Annotated in this window: 13 protein-coding genes; 2 read left to right on the top strand and 11 right to left on the bottom strand. The window is 67.7% G+C overall.

Annotated elements, in window-relative coordinates:
- Positions 1–55 precede the first annotated feature (55 nt).
- The 7 genes from ACK5JE_RS03470 to ACK5JE_RS03440 are packed head-to-tail and all read right to left on the bottom strand — an operon-like array spanning position 56 to position 8,931.
- The gene (locus ACK5JE_RS03470; RefSeq protein WP_416800434.1) at positions 56–523 is read right to left on the bottom strand and encodes a DUF494 family protein; all 468 of its coding nucleotides are present in this window, start codon (positions 521–523) and stop codon (positions 56–58) included.
- A gap of 49 nt (positions 524–572) precedes the next feature.
- On the bottom strand, positions 573–2,591 hold the full coding sequence (locus ACK5JE_RS03465; protein WP_416800327.1) for an acetyl/propionyl/methylcrotonyl-CoA carboxylase subunit alpha: 2,019 nt from the start codon (positions 2,589–2,591) through the stop codon (positions 573–575).
- Between the two features lie 11 nt (positions 2,592–2,602).
- The gene (locus ACK5JE_RS03460) at positions 2,603–4,204 is read right to left on the bottom strand and encodes a carboxyl transferase domain-containing protein (RefSeq protein ID WP_416800326.1); all 1,602 of its coding nucleotides are present in this window, start codon (positions 4,202–4,204) and stop codon (positions 2,603–2,605) included.
- Positions 4,205–4,264: 60 nt separating this feature from the next.
- Positions 4,265–5,446: an acetyl-CoA C-acyltransferase gene (locus ACK5JE_RS03455; protein WP_416800325.1), complete on the bottom strand. Its 1,182-nt coding sequence runs from the start codon at positions 5,444–5,446 to the stop codon at positions 4,265–4,267.
- Positions 5,447–5,495: 49 nt separating this feature from the next.
- The gene (gene aceK / locus ACK5JE_RS03450; protein WP_416800324.1) at positions 5,496–7,322 is read right to left on the bottom strand and encodes a bifunctional isocitrate dehydrogenase kinase/phosphatase; all 1,827 of its coding nucleotides are present in this window, start codon (positions 7,320–7,322) and stop codon (positions 5,496–5,498) included.
- A 32-nt stretch (positions 7,323–7,354) separates the two neighbouring features.
- Positions 7,355–8,533, bottom strand: a complete 1,179-nt coding sequence (locus tag ACK5JE_RS03445) for an isovaleryl-CoA dehydrogenase (protein ID WP_416800323.1) — start codon at positions 8,531–8,533, stop codon at positions 7,355–7,357.
- Positions 8,534–8,544: 11 nt separating this feature from the next.
- On the bottom strand, positions 8,545–8,931 hold the full coding sequence (locus ACK5JE_RS03440; RefSeq protein ID WP_416800322.1) for a MerR family transcriptional regulator: 387 nt from the start codon (positions 8,929–8,931) through the stop codon (positions 8,545–8,547).
- 125 nt (positions 8,932–9,056) lie between these two features.
- Here ACK5JE_RS03440 and ACK5JE_RS03435 point away from each other — a divergent pair, with 125 nt between their 5' ends.
- Together ACK5JE_RS03435 and ACK5JE_RS03430 are read left to right on the top strand one after the other, a co-directional pair.
- Complete coding sequence (locus tag ACK5JE_RS03435; protein WP_416800321.1) at positions 9,057–10,133, top strand: MBL fold metallo-hydrolase; 1,077 nt, start codon at positions 9,057–9,059, stop codon at positions 10,131–10,133.
- Positions 10,134–10,148: 15 nt separating this feature from the next.
- Positions 10,149–11,363: a trans-sulfuration enzyme family protein gene (locus tag ACK5JE_RS03430; RefSeq protein WP_416800320.1), complete on the top strand. Its 1,215-nt coding sequence runs from the start codon at positions 10,149–10,151 to the stop codon at positions 11,361–11,363.
- A gap of 117 nt (positions 11,364–11,480) precedes the next feature.
- Here the strand turns inward: ACK5JE_RS03430 and ACK5JE_RS03425 are convergent, their stop codons facing one another.
- The 4 genes from ACK5JE_RS03425 to ACK5JE_RS03410 are packed head-to-tail and all read right to left on the bottom strand — an operon-like array spanning position 11,481 to position 18,411.
- Positions 11,481–12,107 carry a thiol:disulfide interchange protein DsbA/DsbL gene (locus tag ACK5JE_RS03425; protein WP_416800319.1) on the bottom strand — a complete coding sequence of 209 codons (627 nt, stop codon included), beginning with the start codon at positions 12,105–12,107 and terminating at the stop codon, positions 11,481–11,483.
- Positions 12,108–12,129: 22 nt separating this feature from the next.
- Complete coding sequence (locus tag ACK5JE_RS03420; protein ID WP_416800318.1) at positions 12,130–12,831, bottom strand: SPOR domain-containing protein; 702 nt, start codon at positions 12,829–12,831, stop codon at positions 12,130–12,132.
- A gap of 4 nt (positions 12,832–12,835) precedes the next feature.
- Complete coding sequence (gene argS / locus ACK5JE_RS03415; RefSeq protein ID WP_416800317.1) at positions 12,836–14,518, bottom strand: arginine--tRNA ligase; 1,683 nt, start codon at positions 14,516–14,518, stop codon at positions 12,836–12,838.
- A gap of 41 nt (positions 14,519–14,559) precedes the next feature.
- Positions 14,560–18,411 carry a DUF6531 domain-containing protein gene (locus ACK5JE_RS03410; RefSeq protein ID WP_416800316.1) on the bottom strand — a complete coding sequence of 1,284 codons (3,852 nt, stop codon included), beginning with the start codon at positions 18,409–18,411 and terminating at the stop codon, positions 14,560–14,562.
- Positions 18,412–18,459 lie beyond the last annotated feature (48 nt).

The raw sequence follows: 18,459 nt of genomic DNA, 5'->3' as shown, positions 1-18,459 counted from the left end.
CCTGTTCACACCAGCGCTCAGGCTCAACGCGATCTCCTTTGAGGATGAACAGGCCCTAGTGAGACAGCCGGTTCTCGTCGTCGGTCAGCAGTTCCTCGAATACCAGATGATCGACTTCGGCCTCCTGGCTCCAGAGGACCATCAGCGCCAGGACCTTGATTTCGGCCAGGGACAGGGGCGCGTGATCCACGACCTGGGCCGCCTCGATCAGGATCTCGCGCAGGACCGGGGTCAGGCTGCCGGAGTTCTCCAGGAAGCTGATGAAGCCGATCGCCTCGGTGCCCAGGGCCGCGTATTCCTCGTCGGAATAGATGCGCGCGGCATCGTGCCGGACATCGCGCATGACGGCCAGCGGCAGACAGTGTTCCGTGGTGCTGGCCAGGTCGCGCAGCCAGTTCAGCGCATCGTCGATGTCCTCGTGTTCGAAGCCGGCGGCGGCCAGCTTGCTCGCCAGGACCTCGGCGCGCGGGCAGGCCTGGGGCGTGTAGTAGTTTTCGAACAGGTAAACCAGAATGTCGTACATGGCGTTCAGGGAACGGTTAGCATCCACAGTGTACCGGATTCCCCTGTGCTCAATCGCCTCCCGCAGCCTCCAGGTCGATCAGGACGACGCCTTCGGTCACCTGGTCGCCGACGACATAGAAGACCTCTTTGACGGTGCCGTCGTGCGGCGCATCGATGGTGTGTTCCATTTTCATGGCTTCCATGACGATCAGGGGCGTGCCGCGCGTCACAGCGTCTCCCGCCGCGACGGCGACCGACAGGATCTTGCCCGGCATGGGGGCGGTGAGTCCGCCTGCCGTGTCGTCGGCGGCGGCGGCCGCCAGGGCGAGCGGGTTGCGCCACTCCAGCGTCTGCCGCCGGCCCTCGGCGAAGACATCCAGGCGCGGGCCGTCCCGGTGGATGTCGCCGCGTGTTTCCGCGTCGCCCAGGCGCACGCGGATGTGGGCCGGGTGGCGGCCCTCGGCCTGCCAGTCAAAGGACTGCGCGGGCTGTTCGTCCACGGCCAGGGTCCAGACGCAGCCGTCGCGACGGACCTGCACGGTGCGTTGGCCCTGGGCGTCCAGCAGGGTCAGGGTGTTTTCGTAGCGGCCGCCGATGCGCCAGTTGTCCGCCTGACGCCAGGGGTCACGGTCAGGCGTGGCGTCGGGGCCGGAGAGGCCATCGTGGTGCAGCAGGGCGGCGGCGGCCAGCGCCAGCGTCGTGTCCCCGCACGCCTGAGGCGCGGGGAACAGACGATCATGCTCGCGCTCGATCAGTCCAGTGTCCAGATCCGCAGCAGCAAAGGCTGGATCGTCCATCAGGCGGCCCAGGAACGCGATATTGGTCTGCACGCCGGTGGCGCGCACCGCGCCCAGCGCGCGCAGCATCCGCTGCCGGGCCTGCTCGCGGTCCTGACCATGGACGATCAGCTTGGCGATCATCGGGTCGTAGTGGGGGGAGATGGTGTCGCCCTCGCGCACGCCGCCGTCCACGCGCACGGGACCGGTCTGGAACACGACGTGCGGCGGCCATTGCAGGGCGTCCAGACGGCCGATGCTGGGCAGAAAGTCCTTGTCCGGGTTCTCTGCGTAGATGCGGGCCTCCAGCGCGTGACCCTGGATGCGCAACTGATCCTGGCGCAGCGGCAGTGGCTGGCCTGCCGCCACGCGCAGTTGCCATTCCACCAGATCCTGGCCGGTGATGGCCTCGGTCACGGGGTGCTCGACCTGTAGCCGGGTGTTCATTTCCATGAAGTAGAAACGGCCATCGGGCTCGGCGATGAATTCCACCGTGCCGGCGCCGACATAGCCGACAGCCTGGGCGGCCGCCACGGCCGCCTGACCCATGGCCTCGCGGCGGTCGGGCGTCATGCCGGGCGCGGGGGCTTCTTCGATGACTTTCTGGTGACGCCGCTGCACCGAGCAGTCGCGCTCGAACAGATGCACACACTGGCCGTGCGTGTCGGCGAAGACCTGGATTTCGATGTGGCGCGGTTTGGTCAGGTAGCGCTCGACCAGGACCTGAGCGTTGCCGAAGCTGCTGGCCGCCTCGCGCTGGCAGGAAGCCAGCGCCGCCGGGAACTCGCTATCGGCGTGGACGATGCGCATGCCTTTGCCGCCGCCGCCCGCGCTGGCCTTGATGAGCACTGGGTAGCCGATGGCGCGGGCCTGCTCCTGGAGAAAATCGGCCTCCTGGCGCTCGCCGTGATAGCCCGGCACCAGCGGCACGGCGGCGCCGGACATCAGGGTCTTGGCCGCCGATTTGCTGCCCATGGCCGCGATGGCGTCGACCGGCGGGCCGACGAAGACCAGGCCCGCGTCAGCGCAGGCGCGGGCGAAATCGGCGTTTTCCGACAGGAAGCCGTAGCCCGGATGGATGGCCCGGGCACCTGTGCGCAGGGCGGCCTCCAGGATGACGTCGCCCCGCAGGTAGCTGGCAGCGGGCTCGGGGCCGCCGATGCGCACGGCCCGGTCGCAGGCCTGGACATGGCGGGCGTCGGCGTCGGCGTCGGAATAGACGGCCACGGTGCGGATGCCCATGCGGCGGGCCGTGGCGGCGATGCGGCAGGCGATCTCGCCCCGGTTGGCGATCAGAAGGGTATCGAACACGGGGGAACTCCTTACATTCTGAAGATGCCGAAGCGGGTCGGCTCGGTGGGTGCGTGGCGGGCGGCGGCCAGGCCCAGGCCCAGCACGCGGCGAGTGTCGGAGGGGGCAATGATACCGTCGTCCCACAGGCGCGCGGTGGAATAGTAGGGGTGGCCTTCGCGCTCGTACTGGGCGCGGATGGGCGCCTTGAAGGCGTCCTCTTCGTCGGCGGACCAGGTGCCGCCCTTGCGCTCGATGTTGTCGCGCCGCACGGTGGCCAGGACGCTGGCGGCCTGCTCGCCGCCCATGACCGAGATGCGCGCGTTGGGCCACAGGAACAGCAGGCGCGGGCTGAAGGCGCGACCGCACATGCCGTAGTTGCCGGCGCCGAAGGAGCCGCCGATCAGCACAGTGAATTTCGGGACCGAGGCCGTTGATACGGCGGTGACCATCTTGGCGCCATGACGGGCGATACCTTCGTTTTCGTATTTGCGGCCCACCATGAAGCCGCTGATGTTCTGCAGGAACACCAGGGGGATGTTGCGCTGGCAGCACAGCTCGATGAAGTGCGTGCCCTTCTGGGCGGCTTCGGAGAACAGGATGCCGTTGTTGGCGATGATGCCGACCGGCATGCCGTAGATCCGGGCAAAACCCGTGACCAGGGTCGTGCCGAAGCGCGCCTTGAATTCCTCGAAATCGGAGCCGTCCACAATCCGGGCAATGACCTCGCGCACATCGTAGGGCTTGCGGGTGTCCTGGGGGATGATGCCGTCCAGTTCGGCGGGGTTGTACAGCGGCTCGGTCCAGGCGCCTGGCTCGGGGCGTGCAGGGCGGTTGAGCCGGGCCACCGCGTCGCGCACCAGGCGCAGCGCGTGGGTGTCGTTCTCGGCCAGATGGTCGGCCACGCCCGACAGGCGGGTATGCACATCGCCACCACCCAGGTCTTCCGCCGAGACTTCCTCGCCGGTAGCCGCCTTGACCAGGGGCGGGCCGCCCAGGAAGATCGTGCCCTGGTTGCGCACGATGATGGATTCGTCGCTCATGGCGGGCACGTAGGCGCCCCCAGCGGTGCAGGAGCCCATCACCACGGCCAGTTGGGCGATGCCCATGGATGACATCACGGCCTGGTTGTAGAAGATGCGCCCGAAGTGGTCGCGGTCGGGGAAGACCTCGTCCTGGTTGGGCAAGTTGGCGCCGCCTGAATCGACCAGATAGATGCAGGGCAGGTGATTCTGCTGGGCGATTTCCTGGGCGCGCAGGTGTTTCTTGACTGTCAGCGGATAGTAGGTGCCGCCCTTGACCGTGGCGTCGTTGCAGACGATCACGCATTCGGTGCCGCCCACCCGGCCGATGCCGGTGATCAGGCCGGCGCCGGGCGAGTCATTGTCGTAGACATCGTGGGCCGCTAGCGGTGACAGTTCCAGGAACGGTGTGCCGGGGTCGAGCAGCCGTTCGACCCGTTCGCGCGGCAACAGCTTGCCGCGTGCCAGATGACGGGCGCGGGCGGTTTCGCCGCCGCCTTGCGCCGTGTTGGCGATGCGCTCGCGCAGATCGTCGACCAGCGTCCGCATGACACGGGCGTTGTCCTGGAATTCCTGGGATCGTGGGTTGATGCGGGACTCGATGACCGGCATGTTGGTTCCTGAAAGAACGGGCCGGCCGTGCAACGGTCGGCCCGTGGGGCTGCAAAGGAGTTACATCATTTCGATGGCCAGGGCCACGGCCTCGCCGCCGCCGATGCACAGCGAGGCGATGCCGCGCTTGCCGCCGGTCTTGCGCAGGGCGCCGATCAGCGTGGTCAGCAGGCGGGCGCCGGAGGCCCCGATGGGATGGCCCAGGGCCGTGGCGCCGCCGTGGATGTTGACGCGGTCGTGCGGCAGCTTGAGGTCGGCCATGGCGGCCATGGTCACCACGGCGAAGGCCTCGTTGATTTCGTACAGATCGACGTCGTCCGCCTTCCAGCCGGCCTTGTCCAGCAGTTTCTGGATCGCGCCGACCGGTGCGGTGGTGAACCACTGCGGTTCGTGCGAGAACTGGCTGTGGGCCACGATGCGCGCCAGGGGCTTGGCGCCGAGCGCCTTGGCCTTGGACTCGTTCATCACCACCAGGGCCGAGGCGCCATCGGAAATCGAGGAGGCGTTGGCCGCCGTGACCGTGCCGTCTTTCTTGAAGGCGGGCTTGAGGGTCGGGATTTTGTCCGGCATCGCCTTGAGGGGCGCCTCGTCGGTGTCGATCACGGTGTCACCCTTGCGGCCCTTGACCGTGACCGGCGCGATTTCCCACTTGAAGCTGCCGTCCTCGGAGGCCTGGCGGGCGCGGCGCAGCGATTCCAGGGAGAAGGCGTCCTGCTGTTCGCGCGTGAAGCTGTATTTCGAGGCGCAGTCCTCGGCGAACACGCCCATGGCGGTGCCCCGCTGGTAGGCGTCTTCGAGACCGTCCATAGCCATATGGTCATAGACCGTGGAATGACCGTAGCGATAGCCCTGGCGGCCCTTGAGCAGCAGGTAGGGAGCATTGCTCATGCTTTCCTGACCGCCGGCCACCACCACGTCGGCGGAGCCGGCCTTGACGATGTCGTGGGCCAGCATCACAGCCTTCAGGCCGGAGCCGCAGACCTTGTGCAGGGTGCTGCAGGCGACGCCTTTGGGCAGGCCGGCGCCCAGCGCCGCCTGGCGGGCGGGTGCCTGGCCTTGGCCGGCCTGCAGTACGTTGCCCATGATGACTTCCTGGACGGCGTCGCCGGCGATGCCCGCGCGCTCGACAGCAGCCCGGATCACGATGGCGCCCAGCTCGTGCGCGGCCAGGCCGGAAAGACTGCCCATCATGCCCCCCATGGGGGTGCGGGCGGCGGATACGATGACGATGGACTCAGACATGGTGTTGCTCCTTTTTCAGGGGGTCCCTTGGTTCGGTCCGGGCGGACCGTCAGTGGCCGTCCGGCGGCTGCAGTCTGCGCGCTTGGTCGTAGGGGAAAATATCCTCGATGCGACCCTGGGCGGCGCGCGCACGGCAGTCCTGCCACCATTGTGCATCCAAAAGCGCCGCATGGTGTTTGAGGAAGGCGGCGCGCACTCGGGAATCCCCCAATAGGAATCGTTCGAATTCCTCCGGGAAGACATCGTTGGCGCCCACCGGATACCAGGGTTCTCCCGACATCTCGGCCTCCTCGTTGGGCGCGGGAGGGATGCGGCGAAACTGCATCTCTGTCATGCGCTGGATTTCGTCGTAATCATAGAAAACCACCCGGCCCAGACGGGTGACGCCGAAGTTCTTGTAGAGCATGTCGCCGGGGAAGATGTTGGCGGCGGCCAGCTCGCGGATGGCCTGGCCGTATTGCTGCACGGCGGTTTCCAGGGCTGCGTCGGAGGCGCCGGCCAGGAAAATGTTCAGCGGCGTCATGCGGCGTTCGATGTAGACGTGGCGCAGCACCACCAGGTCGTCGGTTTCCTCGAGCAGGCTGGGCACCTCGCGGCGCAGGCCTTCGAGCAGGCGCGGCGAGAAACGATTGCGCGGCAGGGCGACCTGGGAGTATTCCCAGGTGTCGGCCATGCGGCCGACCCGGTCGTGCTTTTTGACCATCTGGTATTTGCGCCGCACCGTGTCCTCGTCCATGCCGTCCTTGGCGATGCGGTCGCGGATGAGCTTGAACACATATGGATAGGACGGCAGGGTGAACACCGTCATCACCATGCCCTGGATGCCCGGCGCGTAGTCGAACGCGTCCCGCGAGTGCGACAGATGGTGCAGGAAGTCGCGGTAGAACAGGGTCTTGCCCTGTTTTTGCAGGCCGATGGTGGTGTAGATCTCGGCCTTGGGCTTGCGCGGAAACAGCGACGACAGAAAATCGACATAGGCCGCCGAGGCCTCCATGTCGACCAGGAAATAGGCGCGCGTGAAGCTGAACAGCGTGCTCAGGTCGTCGCTGGTATGCAGCAGGGCATCGAACTGGATGTGGCCCGATGGCGTGTGCAGCAGCGCGACGGCGAATGGATGGATGGCGGTCTGGTTGATCAGGCGGCCGACGACATAGGCGCCCTTGTTGCGGTAGAACAGGGTGTTGAGCACCTGGATCTGGCAATCGGGGGCCAGCCGCTTGCCCTGGCCGCGCGGCAGGGTGCGCCGCAGGTGGCGCAGGCCCATGCGGGCCATGCGCCGCACATCGGCCGGCAGGTCCAGATAGGGAGACGCCAGGCCGAAGTCGGCCGCCATGCGGGTCAGGCAGGGCAGCAGGCCGTCGGTCAGCGGGTAATAGGCCCGGTAGGACGGCTGCTCGACGTCAATGTAGTCGGTCGCCACGGCCGGGCGCACGAACAGGAAATCATTGTTGAAGTAGTTGCGGTGCAGGATGCGGCAGGACACCGAGTTGAAGAAGGTCTCGGCGCATTCGGGCTGACGGTGGCCGGCCAGCAGCGAGATATAGCTGGTCTTGGCGGCTTGCCAGAATTCGATCTGCTCGTCGGTCAGCGCCGTGTCCGGTGCCGTGCGCGCAGGGGTGGTGCCGCGCAGCGCCTGACCCAGGGAGGCCGCGCATTCGCGGACTCGGGTGTCGTAGTATTCGATGCGCTCGCGCGAGAGCTGCTGGATGCCGTGCCAGTCGCTTGATTCGAACAGCGCCTTGGCCCGCTGCGCGCTGTAGCGGAACAGCGAATAGTGGCGGTTGAATCCGGTCAGGATCATGTGCGCCACGGCCTCCGGGGACTGGCCCCGGGGCGCGACGGGCTGGATGTGGCGATGATCGCCGGTGTCGTCCATGGCTGCGCGGTTCCTCGGTCGGTTCGGACAGGTCAGATCGTCTCGCTGAACAACTCGCGGCCGATCAGCATGCGGCGGATCTCGCTGGTGCCGGCGCCGATCTCGTAGAGTTTGGCATCGCGCCACAGGCGGCCGGTGGGGTATTCGTTGATGTAGCCATTGCCGCCCAGGATCTGAATGCCTTCGCCGGCCATCCAGGTGGCCTTTTCGGCGCAGTACAGGATGACGCCGGCGCAATCCTTGCGCACCTGACGCGCATGGCCCGCGCCCAGGCTGTCCAGGTTCTTGCCGACCGTGTAGCAGTAGGCGCGGCAGGCTTGCAAGGTGGTGTAGAGATCGGCCAGCTTGCCCTGGATCAGTTGAAATTCACCGATGGCCTGGCCGAACTGCTTGCGGTCATGCACATAGGGCACCACCACGTCCATGACGGCCTGCATGATGCCCAGGGGCCCGGCGGCCAGCACGGCGCGTTCGTAGTCCAGGCCGCTCATGAGGACCTTGACGCCGCCATCGACTTCGCCCAGCACGTTCTCGGCCGGGACCTCGCAGTCCTGGAACACCAGCTCGCCGGTGTGCGAGCCGCGCATGCCCAGTTTGTCGAGTTTTTGCGCCACAGAAAAGCCGGGGAAGGTCTTTTCGACGATGAAGGCGGTGATGCCGCGCTGATGGGCCTCCGGATTGGTCTTGGCATAGACCACCAGAGTGTCGGCGTCCGGTCCGTTGGTGATCCACATCTTGGTGCCATTAAGCACGTAGCGGTCGCCACGCTTTTCGGCTCGCAGTCGCATGCTGACGACGTCGGAACCTGCGCCGGGCTCGCTCATGGCCAGGGCACCGACCTGTTCGCCGGAGACCAGGCCGGGCAGGTATTTGGCTTTTTGCGCCTCGGTGCCGTTGCGATGGATCTGATTGACGCACAGGTTGGAGTGCGCCCCGTAGGACAGTGCGATCGATGCGCTGGCGCGGGAGATTTCCTCCATGGCGATCATGTGCGCCAGGTAGCCCAGGTTGGCGCCGCCGTAGGTCTCGTCGACCGTGACGCCCAGCAGCCCCAGGTCGCCGAATTTGCGCCACAGATCCATGGGGAACTGGTCGTCGCGGTCGGCCGCCGCAGCGCGGGGAGCGATCTCGGCTTGAGCAAAGTCGCGGACGGCCTCGCGCAGCATGTCGAGGTCGGATCCGAGGTCGAAATTCAGGCCGGGCAGATTCATGGGGAGGTCTCCTAGGATTGGCGGGCCAGCAGCAGCGCTTCGCAATTGGATTGTTGCTGGCGGATTTCTTTGAGGGTTTCGTCCAGGTCGCGGCGTTGCTGTTCGAGCTTTTCGCGATGGCTGGCCAGAACGTCGACATACTGGCGCAACTGCACATTGCTGTTGGCGCCGCCGCGGTCGTACATGTTGATCAGGGTGACGATTTCGGACAGCTGCAATCCCAGACGCCGCCCGCGCAAGGCGAGCTTGAGCCGCGTGCGGTCCCGCGGGGCATAGACGCGATTGCGGCCTTCGCGCGCCGGGCTGACAATGCCCTGATCCTCGTAGAACCGGATCGTGCGCGGGGTGACCCCGAATTCGCGGGCAAGCTCGGAGATGGTCCAGGTGGCTTGGCTCATGGGCTGAAAGGACTCGATACCGTGTGTGTGGAATCAGGGATATTATGCATTACGTTTACGTCAACGTAAAGTGGAAATTCTGACATAATGATGAGAGAAAACCCCGATCTTCATGGAGCCATGGCATGAACCCGCTGGAAAACGAACTGGAGTATCCCTGGGGCGATGTCCTGCCCGAAACCGGCCATGCGCGGGATGTGGCGACTGATGTGCGCTGGATCCGCATGCCCTTGCCCTTTGCCCTGGATCACATCAACCTGTGGCTGCTGCGTGATCGCGTCGATGGGCGCGAGGGCTGGACGGTGGTCGATTGCGGCATCGACCGGGCCGAGGTCCGCGATTGCTGGGAGACCGTATTCGCGCAGGCGCTCGACGGCCTGCCGGTGCTGCGCGTCCTGGTGACGCACATGCACCCGGATCATGTCGGTCTGGCGCACTGGCTGTGCGCGCGCTGGCAAGCCCCCTTGTGGATGTCCATGACGGACTATGCCCTGGCCCGGTTGTGGTCCGGCTCCGCCGTGGCGGATTCCTCGATCGAGGGCAGCGGCCCGGGCGGCGACGCGGCGGTGCGGCATTTCGCCCGCCACGGCCTGATCGATCCGCAGGCGCAGGACATGATCCGCGCCCGTCACGATTATTACACCGGCCTGGTGCCGGCCGTGCCGCCCCGGTTCCATCGCCTGATGCATGGTCAGGCGATGGAGATCGGAGGCCGCAGCTGGCGGGTCATCGTCGGCTACGGGCATGCCCCCGAGCATGTCTCGCTGTGGTGCGAGGACCTGGAGGTACTGATCTCGGGCGACATGGTGTTGCCGCGGATTTCCACCAACGTCAGCGTGTTCGATCAGGAGCCCGAGGCCGATCCCCTGCGCCTGTACCTGAATTCGCTGGCGACCTACGACGATCTGCCCGAGGCCTCCCTGGTGCTGCCTTCCCATGGCCGGCCTTTCCGGGGCCTGCACCGGCGCGTCGCCCAGCAGCGCATGCATCATGCCGAGCGGCTGGGCGAGGTCCTGGCGGCCTGTGAGCAGCCGCGCAGCGCCCATGACCTGCTGCCCGTTCTGTTCCACCGCAAGCTCGACCTGCACCAGCTGTCCTTCGCCATGGGCGAATCCATCGCGCACCTGCACGCCCTATACTTCCAGGGTTCCCTGCGGCGCATCTTCGGTGAAGACGAGGTGTACCGTTTCCAGAAAATCTAGCCCCGCCCTTTCTCCATGACCACACACGATTCCGACCGTCCCGACACGCTGCTGCAGCACATTGGCCAAGCCCCGCTGGATCCTGCCACCGGGGCGGGGCCGGTGGCGCTGCCCTCCTACCGGACCAGCACGGTGCGTTTCGCGTCCATGGATGTGCTGGATCGTGCTCAGGCGGCCAAACAGCGGGGCGAGCGGGTGCCGACCTACGGACGGGTCGGTTTGCAGACCCACGAGGCCCTGGAAACTCTGCTGTGCCGCCTCGAAGGCGGTGAGCGGGCGTTCCTCGCGCCGTCGGGCATGGCGGCCATCAGCATGACGCTGATGGCCCTGCTCGGCCAGGGGGATCATGCGCTGGTCGTGGACAGCGTGTATGGTCCGGTCCGCTATCTGTACAAGGCCATTCTGTCGCGCATGGGGGTGGCCATGGATTTCGTGCATGGCGATCTGGCCAGTCTGCAGGCCGCCTTGCGGCCTGAAACCCGTGTGCTGTACCTCGAGTCCCCGGGGTCGCTGCTGATGGAAATGCTCGATCTGCCCGCGCTGTCGCGCTGGGCGCACGATCATGGCCTGACCGTGGTGGCGGATAACACCTGGGGCGCGGGCTACATCTATCGACCCCTGGTGCTGGGGGGCGACGTGGCGGTGACCGCGGCCACCAAGTATCTGGGCGGGCATTCCGACCTGATGCTGGGCGCGGCCGTGGCCAGCGATCCGGCGCTGATCGGTCGGCTGCACGAAACGCATTACGCCCTGGGCAACACCGTCAGCGCCGACGACGCCTGGCTGGCGCTGCGCGGGGCGCGCACCCTGGGCGTGCGCCTGCGCGCCTGCGCGGAACACGCCCTGGAAGTCTGTCGCTGGCTGGATGCCCAGCCCCAGGTGTCGCGGATCTTCTTCCCCGCCTGGCCGGACGATGCGGGTCACGCGCTGTGGCGGCGCGACGCGACGGGGTCCAACGGCCTGCTGTCCGTGGCCGTGGACTTCGACGGCGCCCAGGTGCGCCGCCTGATCGACGGCCTGCGGCTGTTCGGGATCGGGTATTCCTGGGGCGGCTACGAAAGCCTGGTCACGCAGGTCGAGCCCGGTGCCCTGGCCTCGCACGGCTACTGGGCGTCGGTGGCCGACGAACGCATGCGCACGGGCACGGTGCTGCGCCTGCACATCGGCCTGGAAGACCCAGCCGACCTGATCGCGGATCTGGCGCAGGCGTTCGCCGTGGCGGCGGGCTGATCCCGTTTTGTGAGGCGCCGGGCGGCCCCGCTCGTATGTGTCCGATGGATTCGGGGGGCGTCGGCCCGGCATGTGCACAGGCCGCTGGCAGGGCAGCCTGCGGAGCGCGTCTCGCGGTTATTGCTTTCCCGCCAGCAGTTCCTTGACCAGCCGGTCCGTCTCATCGACGGCGCCCTGGTAGGACCCGGTGTTCGAGGGCGAGGTCAGGTAGCGGCCGCCGATGGCGAACGTCGGGGTTCCCTGAATCTTGTAGGACTTGACCAGCTCATCGGCGCGGGTGGCCTTGGTCTGCACACCGAAAGAATTGAATGCGTCGGTGAAGGCCTGGCGGTCCAGACCCTGCGAAGCGGCCCAGTCGATGATTTCCTTGGCCTTGGTCAGGTCCTTGCCTTGTTCATGGATGGCCTTGAAGACCTGGGGCTGCAGATCCAGGCGGCCCATGGCTTCCAGCGCGTAGTACAGCTTTTGCATGTCGCGCATGCTGGCGTTGAAGGCAACCGGCACGCTCTTGAAGACGACCCCGTCAGGCAGGGTCTTGCGCCATTTCTCGACGAGAGGCTCGATCGCGTCGCAATGCGGGCAGGTGTAGAAAAAGAATTCCAGGACTTCGATCTTGCCGGGGGAATCCGAGGGCTGGACCGGGTCCAGCGTGTCGAAGGGCGCCGCCTGGGCGGGCGTCGTGGCCAGCGCGGCCAGCCCCAGGACCAGGCCCGACAGCAGGCGTGAAAACAGAGCGATCTTCATGGGATCTCCTTTGAGAGTCGGTTCATGGGCGCACGACGGCCGATTCGATCTTGTCGTCGCCCAGGCGGGATCGGGCGCGGTTCATTTCGTCGATGCCCTTGAAGGGGCCGACCCGCACGCGGTTGATGGGGGCGCCATTGGATTCGCCGGTCTCGATATGGACCGGCAGCCCCAGCAGTACGACCCGGGCCAGCATGGCCTGGGCCTCTTTCCCGGAGCGGAAGGCGCCGGTCTGCAGATAATAGGTGGTCTGTGTGCCGGGCGCCGGGCGGGCGGCGGGCGGTGGTGCCGGCGGCGGCTGAACCGGCTGGCTGGTCTGCGGCGCGGACGGAGGCTTGACTGGTGCCGGCGCCGGTTTGTTGTCCCGGGGTTTGTCCAGCCCGGCGATGAGCTGGCCGATGGTGTCGGACAGGGGGGGGTGAGGCGCGGCGCCGGGTTCCGGCGCGGGCGCGGGCGGATTGATGCTGCTGCCGCCTTGCGCGGTCGAGCGTGTGCCGGCCGGCCCGTCCTGGCCGTACAGGGCGATGTTCGGGTCCGGCGCGTTCTGTACGTCGGGCAGCAGGGTGGTCGGGGCATTGCGGCTGGCCTTGTCCTTGAAGGGCATGGGGGCCTTGGTGACGAACAGGGCCACCGCGACGGCGGCCGCGACCCCCAGCACCATGCCCAGGACCAGGCCGAACCAGGCGCCGCCGGACCGTGAGGAGGATTTTTTTCGTGTGGCCATGGCGTTACATGCGCTCGGGGGCGCTGACTCCCAGAAGGCCCAGACCGTTGGCGATCACCTGGGCGGTGGCTCGGGCCAGGCGCAGGCGTGCGGCACCCAGGGCGGGATCGTCCACCAGGATGCGTTCGGCGTTGTACCAGGCATGGAAATCGGCCGCGCAGTCGCGCAGCCAGAAGGCCAGTTGGTGCGGCGCGAGTTCGCGCGCGGCCTGCGTCAGAACGCCGGGGTATTCAGCCAGGCGCTGCAACAGGGCGATTTCGGTCGGGGCGGTCAGCAGGGAGGGATCTGCCGTCGCGCCCTGGTTGCTGGCATCGTGCTGGCGCAGCAGCGAGTGGATGCGGGCGTGCGCATACTGGATGTAGTAGACCGGGTTTTCCTCGCTGCGCGACAGGGCCAGGTCGATGTCGAAGACGAATTCGGAGTCGGCGCGGCGCTGGGCCAGGAAAAAACGCACTGCATCGCGGCCGACCCAGTCGATCAGGTCGCGCAGCGTGACGTAGCTGCCGGCGCGTTTGGAGATCTTGACCTCGTCGCCGTCGCGCATGACGCGCACCATCTTGTGCAGCACGTAGGCCGGGTAGTCGACGGGGATGCCCAGATCCAGGCCCTGCAGGCCGGCGCGCACCCGGGCGATGGTGCCATGGTGATCGGTGCCCTGGATGTTGATGGCATGATGAAAGCCGCGTTCCCATTTGGCGACGTGGTAGGCCACGTCCGGAACGAAATAGGTGTAGCCGCCCTCGGACTTGCGCATGACGCGGTCTTTGTCGTCGCCAGTGCCCAGTTCGGTCGTGCGCAGCCACAGGGCGCCGCCCTGCTCGTAGGTGTGGCCCGCATCGATCAGGGCCTGGACGGTGCGATCGACGCGGCCGCTGGTATAGAGCGAGCTTTCGAGATAGTAGTTGTCGAAGTGCAGGTCGAACGTCTGCAGGTCCAGGTCCTGCTCACGGCGCAGATAGGCCACGGCAAAGCGCCGGATGGCCTCCAGGTCGTCCAGGTCGCCGGCGGCCTGGATGGGGGCGCCGTCACTGGCCTGGACCGTGGCGCGGGCGAGGTAGTCGCGCGCGATGTCCTGGATGTATTCGCCGCGGTAGCCGTCGGCGGGAAAGGCCGGGTCGTCGGGCTCGATGCCGCGCGCCCGCGCCTGGACGCTGATCGCCAGATTGTGGATCTGGTTGCCTGCGTCGTTGTAGTAGAACTCGCGGGAAACCTGGGCGCCCTGAGTGGCGAACAGGCGGCAGATCGAATCGCCCAGCGCCGCCTGGCGGGCGTGGCCGACATGCAACGGGCCGGTCGGGTTGGCGGAGACGAATTCCACCAGCACGCGCTCGTCATGCGCGGGCTGGTGGCCGTAGCGCTCGCCCTGGGTCTGGATGGTGTCCAGGACGGCCTGGTGGGCGGCAGCCGACAGGCGGAAATTGATGAAGCCCGGTCCGGCGACCTCGGCCGAGGCGATCAGGCCGGCGGCATCCGGATGGGCCATCACGCCGGCCGCGAGGGCCTGGGCAAGTTCGCGGGGGTTGCGCCGGGCCGCGCGGGCGGCCTGCATGGCAATATTGCTGGCCACGTCGCCATGGGCGGCGATCTTGGGGCGTTCAAGGGTGACGTCCAGGGACGAGTCGGGAATCAGGGTGCCCAGGACAGAGCGCAGGATAGCGATGATCCGGGAGTGTTGCTCGGGTAGCATGGTGTCCGTATCTGTGGATATCTTGAAATGATAGCCCGATTTCAAGGCTGCCGTGCCGAGGCATCCATCCCGGGCAGTCCCCGCGTGATTTCCAGCCAGGCGCCGTAGGCTGCCATGTCCACGGTGCCGACGACCGTCCCCGAATCGTCTCGCGCGCTGTCGGCGCGACGGATGAAAGCTTCGACGATGCGCCGTGGCGCGTCGCCCAGGCGCGGATCTTCGCCCTGGGGACCGATCGTCTGCGCGGCGGCGTTTTGCAGCGCCCGGTCGTCCGGCAGCAGATCCCGCAGGGCGGCGGGGCGTTCGTCGTGGATCAGCGGGTTCGTGATGATCCGGTCTCCCGGTTCGAGTTCGGCCAGGGGAACCAGCGCCGCCCGTGCCTGCCAGCGCATCCAGTTCAGCGCTACGTCCGAGAGATCGCCGTTGAGGATGGGGCGCAGCTGGTCGTCGAGCAACAGGCCGCCGCCGATGTCGGCGTGGGCGCCGATGAAGGGCGCTTCGACGGTGTTGCCTGTGTCGCCCGCTGCCGACACCAGAGGAAACAGGGTGCGCAGTTCATGCAGCGCGACGGCGTGCGCGACCCAGTTCCAGGCGCCGGAGATGCTCAGGTCGAAGCCGGCGTTGGCCGCGCCCAGCAACCCGAACTGGGCCACGGTGTCGAACAGGCCCAGGAAGCGCAGGTCGACGCACAGGCCAATGGACCCGCGCAGCGGGTCATCGTAGGAAAACCAGCCATCCCGGGTGTGCCGCGCGATGCGGTTGGCAAAATCGCGGGCCAGGGCTGCGCCGCGCGAGAACCCCAGGATGTCGATGGGCACGGGGTTCGCCGCGCCTTGTGCCCTGTCCAGGGCGTTCAGCAGGGATTGCCACTGGTTGCTCAGGATCTGGCGGCTGCTGGAGGCCACGATCGCATCCCAGTCGAGGTAATAGCTGTTGCCGGGCCCCCGGTGGTAGTAGGCCGGGCCGTCCTCGTAAGCCTGGGCGAGCTTCCAGACATTGCCCTGATTGCGCTGGCCGTAGCGGGTGCCGTCGAAGGCCAGCAGGATCAGGCCCAGGGGATCGGTGTGACGCAAAGGCTGCTGGGCGGCATAGCCCAGGGCCTGCTGGCCGGGCAGGGGGCCCAATGGGTCGGGTTCCAGATACTGGCCGCGATTGGGCAGAAAGGTGCGAAAGACGTTGTCGTGCCAGCCTGTCGCGGGGTCCTCGTCCCGTCCCGGGCGGCGCAGCGGCACGGTCAGATCCCCGCGCAGGCGGGTCGCGCGGCCCAGCGCGTCGTAGTCGGCGGCCCAGCGCACCGTGCGCGCCGCATCGGTCGCCAGCACGGGGGCGCCCAGCAGATCGGCGTGCAGGAAATACAGGCGGACGCGGCCGTCGGGGTCGGTCTGCAACAGACCGACGGGGGCCTCCTGAGCGTACAGATAGCGCTGGGTGACACCGAAGGCTGGCGAGCCTTGTGCGGGCCGCCGCCAGAGGGCCGCCAGGCGGTTGTTCAGATAGTAGCGTTCGGTTTCCTGTCCTTGCCGGATGCGGCGGATCTGCTGGCCGCGGGCGTTGTGGACATAGCGGACCGGAGGCTGGCCGTCTTGCAGGACTTCGGCCAGCCGACCCTGGGCCTGGTAGCGCAGTGCGCGGTTGCCGACGGCAAGAGGCCAGCCGGCGGTATCGCGCAGGATGGCCGGCGGTGCGGCGGTGGCCGTGCCCTTCGCGGCCTGCGTTGCTGTCGTCGGCGCGTACAGATCCTGGCGGGCGATCAGGCGGCCGGCCTCGTTCCAGGCCAGCCAGGTCCGGGTCGAGTTGTCCCGGACGCCGATCAGCCGGTTCTGGTCGTCATGCGCCAGGGCCTGATGCCGCCAGCGGATGGGCGGCGGTTGATGGAGCGGCGCATCGTCCGGGGATGCCGTGCCATTCAGGGGCGGCATTCTCTTGTCCGGGGGTGGCATCCCTTCGTCCGGGAGGTTCGGATCGGGGGCCAGAAAGCGGGTCCGGCCCACCAGCCGCCCGCGCGCATCGTGCCGCCGCCGTTCGCCCCACAGGATACGCGGCCCGTCGGACAGGACCAGGGTATCGGCCCGGCCATCTGCGCCTGCGGCGGTGCGCAGCCACAGCCCGTTGCCGTAGCGGTAGCCGGCCTGTCCGGGGATCGAGTCGATGACCGTGCGCCGGGTTCCGTCGGCCGCCTCCCAGTCCAGCCGGCTCAGCCGTGTGCCGGACCAGGTGTAGTGCAGCGAGCCGCCTTCGGGCAGCGCGTGGCGTATCAGCCGTCCCTGCGGGTCGTACGTGAACTGTTCCTGGTAGCTGAGTGTGCCACGCGGATGCGGTCGGCGGACAGCGCGGACGGTCACGCGTCCTTGTGCGTCGTGTGTGAGGTATTCGGTTTCGGCGGGATGCGTCAGCCGGGTGGGCAGGCCTCCCCGCCAGTGCAGGCCGATTTCCAGTGGTGGACGGTCCGGCGCCGTGTGCAGCAGGCGCACCGGGCGGCCGATGGTGTCGCGGGTGATGTCCAGGCGTCCGCCATTGGCCTGGCGCCAGCCGGCCAGCCGGCTTCGGGCATCGTGCGCCAACCGGGTTTCTCCCGTGATTCGGCTGGACCAGCGCGTCAGCCGGCCATCGGCGCTGTAGTCCAGGCGCAGGCCGGGCCAGCCGCCCCGCCTCTGCGTCAGTGTCCGGATCCGGCCATCCGGCGCGCGATGGATGCGCAGGGCGCCGATCGCGCTCAGCCGGCCCCGGGTGTCGTAGCCGATGCTGCGGGTGGTTGCAGGGCAGCCGGGGCAGGCCGATGAGCGGAATGCGTGCTGCACGATCCGGCCGCCGCGCACGGTGTGATCCACCTGGGCCAGGCCGTGTGCGGATCTCACCCGGGTCGGACCCGTGCCCGGCTTGCCGTCCGGATAGCTCAGGTCCAGGCGGCCCGCAAGGGCGTCGGGGGCTCCCGGAATGGCCTGAACGACGCGGCCCTGCGCGTCGTAGGTCCAGGTGCGGGCGCGCCAGCGCCGGCCCTTGGCCGATTCCAGCGTGATGCCGGTGATGGCCGCAGGGTGGCCGGCTTGCCGTTGCGCTTCGTAGTGATAGCGCCGGCGCATGTGGTCGGGTCGTCGCACGGCGGTCAAACGCAGAAAGGCCGGGTCCGGATGGATTCCGCTTTCGTAGTGAAAAGTCCCCAGCGGGGTGTTCAGCCTCCGCAGCCGGGGGTGCGGGCCCGACGTGTCGTAATCGAGCCGCAGCGCGGCGGCACCGCGCCGGATCGTCCTCGCCAGCCCGTCCAGCGGGCCGCCTGTGTGGCGGTCTATGGCGATATCGGGTTTTTTGCCGGGCGTGGTGATCGTCCGGAGCCGGCCTTGCGCGTCGAAGACCAGCCCGCTGCCATCGGCGCCCCGCCAGACGGTGAGCGGGGCTGTGCCAGCTTGATCGGCGGTGGTCGTGGGGCGCGTCGGCAGGATGTGGCCGTCGGCAGGGCGCTCGCCCAGGCCCCGGGCGTTGAAGCGCGTGGAGCGTCCGTCGGGCAGGTCCATCCGCCAGCCGTCCGGCGTTGCCTGCAGCCGGATGTCGTATTCACTGGTCCAGCCCCGGCCCAGCGGCCCGTCCTCGGTGGCGCCTGAGCGGTACAGGCGGATAAAGGACGGATGGGCCCCCGACAAGGGTTCGGGCACATCGGTTTCCCGCAGGAATTTTTCGCCGGTGGCCAGGTGTACGGGATTGGCGATGCCCGAGTCGAGCGCAGGCTCACCCGCTGGTCCCCGGGTCGATCCCACGCCGCAGGGGGGCTGGGCCTGTGGGACGGGGCAGGTCAACGCGGCGGTGGCCGGCGCCTGTCCGTTGACGGGCCAGGGAACGAGGGCCAGCGGCAGGCCTGCCAGCCAAAGAGGCAAGTGGCGTCGGACCAGGGTTTCGGGCATCAAAGACCTCCTGTCGAAGCGCTCATTGTGCGGCTTGGCAGGGGTGTG

This window comes from Castellaniella sp. (assembly GCF_047971665.1).
Taxonomy (GTDB): domain Bacteria; phylum Pseudomonadota; class Gammaproteobacteria; order Burkholderiales; family Burkholderiaceae_B; genus Castellaniella.
The sequence above is the reverse complement of the archived record's forward strand: the minus strand, read 5'-3'. Positions and strand labels throughout refer to the sequence as shown.

Excerpts from the sequence above, each read along its gene's own strand:
- aceK (WP_416800324.1), bottom strand. The coding sequence starts at position 7,322 with ATGGACGACACCGGCGATCATCGCCACATCCAGCCCGTCGCGCCCCGG.
- ACK5JE_RS03455 (WP_416800325.1), bottom strand. The coding sequence starts at position 5,446 with ATGTCTGAGTCCATCGTCATCGTATCCGCCGCCCGCACCCCCATGGGG.
- ACK5JE_RS03445 (WP_416800323.1), bottom strand. The coding sequence starts at position 8,533 with ATGAATCTGCCCGGCCTGAATTTCGACCTCGGATCCGACCTCGACATG.
- ACK5JE_RS03410 (WP_416800316.1), bottom strand. The coding sequence starts at position 18,411 with ATGCCCGAAACCCTGGTCCGACGCCACTTGCCTCTTTGGCTGGCAGGC.
- ACK5JE_RS03460 (WP_416800326.1), bottom strand. The coding sequence starts at position 4,204 with ATGCCGGTCATCGAGTCCCGCATCAACCCACGATCCCAGGAATTCCAG.
- ACK5JE_RS03470 (WP_416800434.1), bottom strand. The coding sequence starts at position 523 with ATGTACGACATTCTGGTTTACCTGTTCGAAAACTACTACACGCCCCAG.
- ACK5JE_RS03420 (WP_416800318.1), bottom strand. The coding sequence starts at position 12,831 with ATGGCCACACGAAAAAAATCCTCCTCACGGTCCGGCGGCGCCTGGTTC.
- ACK5JE_RS03430 (WP_416800320.1), top strand. The coding sequence starts at position 10,149 with ATGACCACACACGATTCCGACCGTCCCGACACGCTGCTGCAGCACATT.
- ACK5JE_RS03440 (WP_416800322.1), bottom strand. The coding sequence starts at position 8,931 with ATGAGCCAAGCCACCTGGACCATCTCCGAGCTTGCCCGCGAATTCGGG.
- ACK5JE_RS03425 (WP_416800319.1), bottom strand. The coding sequence starts at position 12,107 with ATGAAGATCGCTCTGTTTTCACGCCTGCTGTCGGGCCTGGTCCTGGGG.
- argS (WP_416800317.1), bottom strand. The coding sequence starts at position 14,518 with ATGCTACCCGAGCAACACTCCCGGATCATCGCTATCCTGCGCTCTGTC.
- ACK5JE_RS03435 (WP_416800321.1), top strand. The coding sequence starts at position 9,057 with ATGAACCCGCTGGAAAACGAACTGGAGTATCCCTGGGGCGATGTCCTG.